The sequence below is a fragment of the Streptomyces capoamus genome (assembly GCF_014654935.1).
In the GTDB taxonomy this organism is placed as follows: Bacteria; Actinomycetota; Actinomycetes; order Streptomycetales; family Streptomycetaceae; genus Streptomyces; species Streptomyces capoamus.
Map to the genome: position 1 here is coordinate 102744 of NZ_BNBF01000004.1, position 7623 is coordinate 110366.

Sequence of the window (7623 nt, forward strand, 5' to 3'; positions counted from 1 at the left end):
CGTTCCCCTCTCCACGCGCGGTCGGGCGGGGGAGTGGGGGGCCGGCCGGCCCACTCCCCGAAGCTGCCGGACGGGAAACCTCAAGCCCGGCGTACGGTGCACCCGTGCACGGCAGGGAACCGGCGGTCAGCCCGCCGGTGTCGGCTCGGGCTCCTCGGAACCCGACGCGGCGCCGGCCGGCGTGGGGGCGGAGCGCACCGAAGGACTGAACGCGGCCGTCGCGGCCAGCAGGACCATCCACCCGGCGAGCACCCACACCGTGGCGTCCGCGCCGAGCCAGGCCAGCAGCTGGCCGCCGACGAGGGAACCGAGCGGGATGGCGCCGAACGCCACCAGGCCCACCGCGCCCAGCACCCGGCCCTGGATGGCGTCGGGCGTGACGGCCAGCTGGTAGGCCGAGACGACCACGTTCCACACCGGGCCGACGAAACACATCAACGCGTACACCACACCGATCACATACGGGTCGCGGACCACCAGGAGCACCGGAGTGAGCAGCGCCCAGGCCCAGTTGGCGCCGATCACCACGGTCCGCATCGACAGCCGGCGCTCCACGGCCGGCGCGAGCAGCGAACCGAGGACCCCGCCCACCGCCGCCACCCCGAACATCACGCCGATCGCGGTGGACGATCCGTGCCGCCCGCGGGCCATAACGATCACCGTCAGGAAGAGCGCCTGGAACAGCAGGTTGCTCCCGGCGACCAGGAAGGTGGTCGTACGCAGGAAGGGCTGGCGCCACAACCAGCGCACGCCCTCGGTGAGTTCGCGGTGCAGCGGGGCGGTGCGCGGGCGCCGCTCGGCCTGGAACTCGCGGCGGATCAGCAGCAGGCCGCCCAGCGACCACAGGTAGGTGGCGGCATCGAAGAGGAACGGCACCGCCCGGCCCAGGCCGAAGAGCACGCCGCCCAACGGCTGGCCGAGCATCGCGGCACCGCGCGCCCGCGCCTCGTTGCGGGAGAGGGCGGCGGCGAGCTGGGAGGGGTGCACCACATTGGGGACGGCAGCCGAGGCGGCGATCCGGAAGCACACCGTCAGCGTGCCCTCGGCGAACCCGACCGCCAGGATGTGCCACAGCGACAGCCGGTGCAGCAGCAGGGCCGCCGCCACGCTGGCGACGGCCAGACCGCGCAGCACATCACAGACGATCATCGTCCGCCGCCGGTTCCAGCGGTCGACCAGCGCTCCGGCCGGCAACTGGAACAGCAGTTGCGGCAGCAGGGCGATGAAGCCGGTGAGCCCGGCGTCGGCCGGGGAGCCGGTCAGCGCGAGGATCAGCAGCGGGTAGGCCACGCTGGAGGCGTTGGACCCGAGCCCGGAGACCGCCGCGGCCTGCCACAGCAGGACGAAGTCTCGGTTGCGTAGCAACGGCGTGACGTTCCGGGGGACTTCCTCGCGCACGGTGTGGGTCATGGCTCGATGCTGGGAGGCCCTTCGTCCCCGGCCCAGAGAAGGACCGGCAGTCACGCGCGCAGTCCGCGGCCGGAAGTTCGCCGCGCTGACCCTGCCGCCGCCCCGCCCGCCGTCGGCAGGCTGCTGCCCGGCCGGTGGACCGTCGCCGGACCGGACCCCGTCGCTCGCACAGGAAGGCGAAGGATGAGCACGAGCCCCAGCTCCCGCACGGAGCTGCTGCAGCGGCGCCTGCGCGGCTTGACGAAGAAGCGGCAGGACGGGATCGTCCCCGCTCCCCGGGACGGCGCTCTCCCGCTGTCGTTCGCGCAGCACCGGATGTGGGTGCTCGACCAGCTCCAGCCGGGCGGCACCGAGTACCTGATGCCACTGCTGCTGCGCCTGCCCGGCCCGGTCGACCAGGTGGCGCTCCGGCGGGCCCTGGACGCGCTGGTGGCCCGGCACGAGGTGCTGCGCACCCGCTACCCGGCGGTGGACGACGAGCCGGTGCTGGTGATCGACGAGCCGGGTCCGATCGCCCTGACCACCGTCGACCTGCGCGGCGTGGACGACCTGCGCGGCGTGGACGACCTGCGCGGCGTGGACGACCAGGACGGCGGGTCCGGCGCGGGCAGCGAGGCCGGAAAGCACGGCGGGCCCCGCGCGGCCGGCGGAACAGGCGCGGACGGCGGGGCAGGCGCGGACGGCGGGGTCCGCGCCGACCTCGCGCAGGCCGAGCTGCGGCTCGCCGAGCTGGTCGCCGAGGACGGCCGGCGCCCCTTCGACCTGGCCGCCGAGCACCCGGTCCGGGCGCTGCTCGCCAGGCTCGGCGAGGACGCCCACGCCCTGCTGCTGACCTTCCACCACATCGCCTCCGACGGCTGGTCCGAGGGCGTGCTGCTCGGCGAACTCGACCAGCTCTACGAGGCGTTCGCCGCCGGACGGCCCGACCCCCTGCAGCCGCCCGGCCTGCAGTACGCGGACTTCGCCGCCTGGCAGCGCGAGCACCTCTCCGGGGACCGGCTGGCGGCCCAGCTCGCCTACTGGCGCTCCACCCTGGCCGGCCTCACCCCGCTGGCGCTGCCCACCGACCGGCCGCGCGGCTCGGTCCGGGACGCCGCGGGCGCCACCGCGGCCTTCACCGTTCCGGCGGAACTGGCGCGACCCCTGACCGAGTTGGGGCGCAGCCGCGGCGCGACCCCGTTCATGGTGTTCCTGGCCGCCTTCCAACTCCTGCTCGGCCGCAGCTGCGGGCAGCGCGACGTGGTGGTCGGCACCCCGGTGGCGGGCCGGGACCGGCCCGAGACCCAGGCGATGGCCGGTCTGTTCGCCAACACGGTGGCCTTGCGCACCGATCTGTCCGGCGCCCCCACCTTCCTCGAACTCCTGGACCGCGTCCGGGAGACCGCGCTCGGCGCGTTCACCCACCAGGAGACCCCGTTCGAGCGGCTGGTGGACGAGCTGGCACCCGAACGCGACCCCTCCCGCAACCCGATCTTCCAGGTGGTCTTCCAGCTCGCCGCCCACACCCCGGCCGAGCCGGGCGCGCTGCGCGCCGAACAGCGGCCCGTGGACTGGCACACCGCCAAGTTCGACCTCGGCCTGGCCCTGGCCGGCACCGCCGGGGGCGCCGTCACCGGCCAGCTCGAATACGCCACCGCACTGTTCGACGAGGCCACGATCCACCGCACGATCGCGCACTACCTGCGGCTGCTGGCCGACATCGTCGCCGAGCCGGGCAAGCCGATCGACCGGCTCGAACTGCTGCCGGACGACGAACGCGCCCTCCTCGCCTCCTGGAGCGGATCCGGCCGCGCCTACACCGCCGACCGGACCCTGCCCGAGGTCTTCGAGCACTGGGCCGGCCGCACCCCCGACGCACCCGCCGTCAGCTACGGCGATGCCACGCTCGGCTACGGCGAACTCAACGCCCGGGCGAACCGGCTGGCCCACCGGCTGCGCGCGCTCGGCGCCGGCCCGGAGACGGTGGTCGGAGTGCGGTTCGAGCGCGGCCTCGACCTCGTGGTGGCCCTGCTCGGCGTGCTCAAGTCCGGGGCCGGCTACCTGCCGCTGGACCCCGGACAGCCCGCCGACCGGCTCGACTACATCCTGGCCGACGCCGGGGTCACCGCCCTGGTCACCGACCGGCGCACGGGCGAGGAGACCGTGCCCACCCTGCTGATCGGCGAGGACGACCAACAGTGGCCCGACACCGACCCCGCCCCGCTCGCGGGCCCCGGCAACACCGCGTACGTCATCTACACCTCCGGCTCCACCGGAGCACCCAAGGGCGTCCAGGTCACCCACGCCAACGTGCTGCGGCTGCTGGCCTCCTGCCGGCAGGACTTCGGGTTCGGCCCCGGGGACGTGTGGACGCTCTTCCACTCGTACGCCTTCGACTTCTCGGTCTGGGAGCTGTGGGGCGCCCTGCTGAACGGCGGCCAAGTCGTGGTGGTGCCGTTCGCCGTCTCGCGCTCGCCGCAGGACTTCCTCGACCTCCTGGTCACCGAGCGGGTCACCGTGCTCAACCAGACCCCCTCCGCGTTCCGCGGTCTGCAGGAGGCGGTGGCACTGGCCGGCCTGCGCCCCGGTGACCTCGCGCTGCGGACCGTGGTCTTCGGCGGCGAGGCGCTGGACGTCACCGAACTGACGCCCTGGTTCGAGCGGTTCGGGGACCAGCGGCCACTACTGGTCAACATGTACGGCATCACCGAGACCACCGTGCACGTCACCTACCGTCCGGTCCGGGCCGGCGAGGACACCGCTGCCCGGCGCAGCCCGATCGGCCGCCCGCTCGGCGACCTGCGGCTGTACCTGCTGGACCCCGACCTCAACCCGGTGCCGATCGGCGTCCCCGGCCAGCTCCACGTCTCCGGGCCCGGCCTGGCCCGCGGCTACCTGGGCCGCCCCGGCCTGACCGCCGAGCGGTTCCTGCCCGACCCGTTCGCCACGGAGCCGGGGGCCCGGATGTACCGCACCGGCGACCTGGCGCGCTACGGCGCCGACGGCGAACTGGAGTTCCTCGGCCGGGCCGACGAACAGGTGAAGATCCGCGGCCACCGGATCGAGCCCGGCGAGATCGAGGCGGCCCTCGGCGGCCAGGCCGAGGTGGAGAGCAGCCTGGTGATCGCGCACCGCCGCCCCGGCGAGCGGGAGGCCCGGCTGGTCGCCTACGTCACGCCGAAGGCCGGCCACTCGGTCGAGGTGGCGGAGCTGCGGGCCCGGCTCGGCCGGACACTGCCCGGCTACATGGTGCCCGCCGTCTTCGTCCCGCTGGACGCCTTCCCGATGACCGCCAACGGCAAGATCGACCGCCGGGCGCTGCCCGACCCCGAGGCGCACGGCGCCCGCGCGGCGGGCGAGTACGTCAACCCCAGGACCAGGACCGAGCAGATCGTCGCCGAGATCTGGGCCGAGGTGCTCGGCCTGCCGAAGGTCGGCGCCCTCGACAACTTCTTCGAGCTGGGCGGCGACTCGATCCGTGCGATCAAGGTCGTCGGCGCGCTGCGCCGGCGCGGGATCGACCTCACGGTGCAGAACCTGCTGGTGCACCAACGCGTCGAGGCGCTGGCCGCCTTCGCCGAGACGGCCGCGCCCGGAGGACGGGCCAGCGTCGAGGAGGAGCGGGTGGCACCGTTCGCGCTGCTGACGCCCGCCGACCGCGCGGCCCTGCCGGCCGGCCTGGTGGACGCCTACCCGCTCGCGATGGTCCAGGCCGCCATGGTCTACCAGATGCTCGCCGACCGGGACGAGAGCCCGTACCACAACATCACGCTCTTCCCGTTCATCGACGACGCGCCGTTCTCGCTGCCGGCGCTGCGCGAGGCGGCCGCGCAGCTCACCAGGCGGCACGAGATCCTGCGCACCAGCTTCGACATCACCGGGTTCTCCGAACCGCTGCAGCTCGTGCACGCCGACGCCGTCGCCCGGGTGGGCTACGACGACCTGCGCGGGCTCGACGAGGAGCAGGCGCGGGCGGAGCTGGAGCGGTTCACCGCCGAGACCCGCCGGACCCCCTTCGACATCGGCGAGGCGCCGATGCTGCGCTTCCATGTCCACCAGACCGCCGACGACCGCTGGACGTTCTCCTTCATCGAGTGCCACGCCATCCTCGACGGCTGGAGCCACCACTCCCTGATCGACGAGCTGATGAGCGACTACCGGGCGATCCGCGCCGGTCTGGCGCCGGCCGGCCCGGCCGGGCACACCGTCCGGTTCGCCGACCACGTCGCGCTGGAGCGCCGCTCTCTCGCCTCCGCCGAGGACCGGGAGTTCTGGCGGGCACACGTCGCCGGCTTCGACCGGGTCGCCCTGCCGGCCGCGTGGGCCGCCGATCCGCAGGCCGGCGAGCGGCCCTTCCAGGTCACCGTCGGCTTCCGGGACGTCGAACCCGGCCTGCGCCGGCTGGCCGCCACCGCTGGGGTGCCGCTCAAGAGCGTGCTGTTCGCCGCCCACCTGAAGGCGCTGGCCGTCATCAGCGGCAGCCACCGCTTCCACAGCGGCCTGGTCTGCAACGGCCGCCTGGAGACCGACGGCGGTGAACTGGTCCGCGGCATGCACCTCAACACCCTGCCGCTCGGCGTCGAGCCGACCGGCGCCACCTGGAGCGAACTGGCCCGGCAGGCCTTCACCGCCGAGGTGGAGGCCTGGCCGCACCGCCGGTTCCCGCTGCCGGAGATGCAGCGCGCCTGGGGCGAGGGCACTCCGCTCGTCGACGTCGCCTTCACCTACCTCGACTTCCACGTCCTCGACAGCCGGCAGATCGACTCCGGCAAGGTGGTCGACGTCAGCCCCAACGAGTTCGCGCTCGACGTGTGGACCTTCCCCGGCGTCTTCTTCATCTCGGGCCGGCCCGAGCGGATCAGCCGCGCCAACGGGATCCGGCTGGCCGCACTGTACCGGCGGATCCTGGAGGCGATGGCCGTCGACCCGCTGGGCGACGCCCGGGACGGCCTGCTGGCCGCCGAGGAGCACGACCGGCTGGCGGAGTTCGCCGCCGGCCCCGCCACGGCCTACCCCGACGCCTGCCTGCACCAGCTGTTCGAGGCGCAGGCCGAACGCACCCCGCGGGCCACCGCGCTGCGCTGCGCCGACGGCAGCACCCTGGACTACGCCGGACTCAACGCCCGCGCCAACCGGTTGGCCAGGGGTCTGGCCGAACTCGGGGTCGGCCAGGAGGCACGGGTCGCCGTACTGCTGCGCCGTGGCCCGGAGCTGGTGGTCGCGCTGCTCGCGGTCCTCAAGGCGGGCGCCGGCTACCTGCCGCTCGACCCGGGCCACCCGGCGGCCCGGCTGACCGGCCTCGTCGCCGAGACCGGCGCCCGGGTGGTGGTCACCGAGACCGCCCTGGCCGGCCGGCTCGACGCGAGCACCGCCGTACCGCTGCTGGTCGACCGCGACCCGGGCATCGCGGGCCAGGATCCGGGCAACCCCGGCCTCCCGGTGACGCCCGACTCGCTGGCCTACGTCATCTACACCTCCGGCTCGACCGGAACGCCGAAGGGCGTGATGATCGAGCACCGCAACCTGGTCAACTACGTGTGCTGGTGCCTGGACGGCTACCGGCCCCTGGGCGGCACCGGCGCCCCGCTGTACTCCTCGATGGCCTTCGACCTGCCGGTCACCTCGCTCTTCCCCGCACTGCTGTCCGGCCAGCCGGTCACCCTGACCGAGGACGACGGCACGCCCGGCATCGACGCCCTGATCGCGGAGCTGGAGCAAGGGGAGTTCGGACTGCTGAAGCTGACGCCCTCCCACCTGGCGCTGCTGAACCAGGCGCTGTCACCGCGGGCGCTGCGCCGTGCGGCCGGGCGCCTGATCGCCGGCGGCGAGGAACTCACCCGGGAGATGGTCTCCCGCTGGGCCGAGCACGCGCCGGACACCGTGGTGGACAACGAGTACGGCCCGACCGAGACCACCGTCGGCTGCTCCCACCTCGAAGGCAGGCCGGGCGAACTGCCCGCCGGCGTACTGCCGATCGGCCGTCCGTTCGCCAACACCACGATGCGGGTGCTGGACCGCGACCTGCGGCTCGTGCCGGTCGGGGTGGTCGGCGAACTCTGCATCGGCGGGGCCCAGGTGGCCCGCGGGTACGTCGAGCGGCCGGAACTGACCGCCGAACGCTTCGTGCCGGACCCGTACGCGACCCGACCCGGCGAGCGGCTCTACCGGTCCGGGGACCTGGCGCGCTACCGGGAGGACGGGGTGCTGGAGTTCGCCGGCCGGGTGGACCACCAG

At 74.2% G+C, this 7623-nt stretch carries 2 protein-coding genes; one reads left to right on the forward strand and one right to left on the reverse strand.

Annotation, left to right across the window (positions count from 1 at the left end; translation table 11 throughout):
* Positions 1 to 126: 126 nt before the first annotated feature.
* Positions 127 to 1410 carry an MFS transporter gene (locus IE312_RS08595; protein WP_189979942.1) on the reverse strand — a complete coding sequence of 428 codons (1284 nt, stop codon included), beginning with the start codon at positions 1408 to 1410 and terminating at the stop codon, positions 127 to 129.
* Positions 1411 to 1593: 183 nt separating this feature from the next.
* Here IE312_RS08595 and IE312_RS08600 point away from each other — a divergent pair.
* Positions 1594 to 7623: non-ribosomal peptide synthetase (locus tag IE312_RS08600; RefSeq protein ID WP_189979944.1), on the forward strand; the 6030-nt coding region annotated here is incomplete at its 3' end.

Coding starts and splice junctions, on each gene's coding strand:
- IE312_RS08595 (WP_189979942.1), bottom strand. CDS start 1,410: ATGACCCACACCGTGCGCGAGGAAGTCCCCCGGAACGTCACGCCGTTG.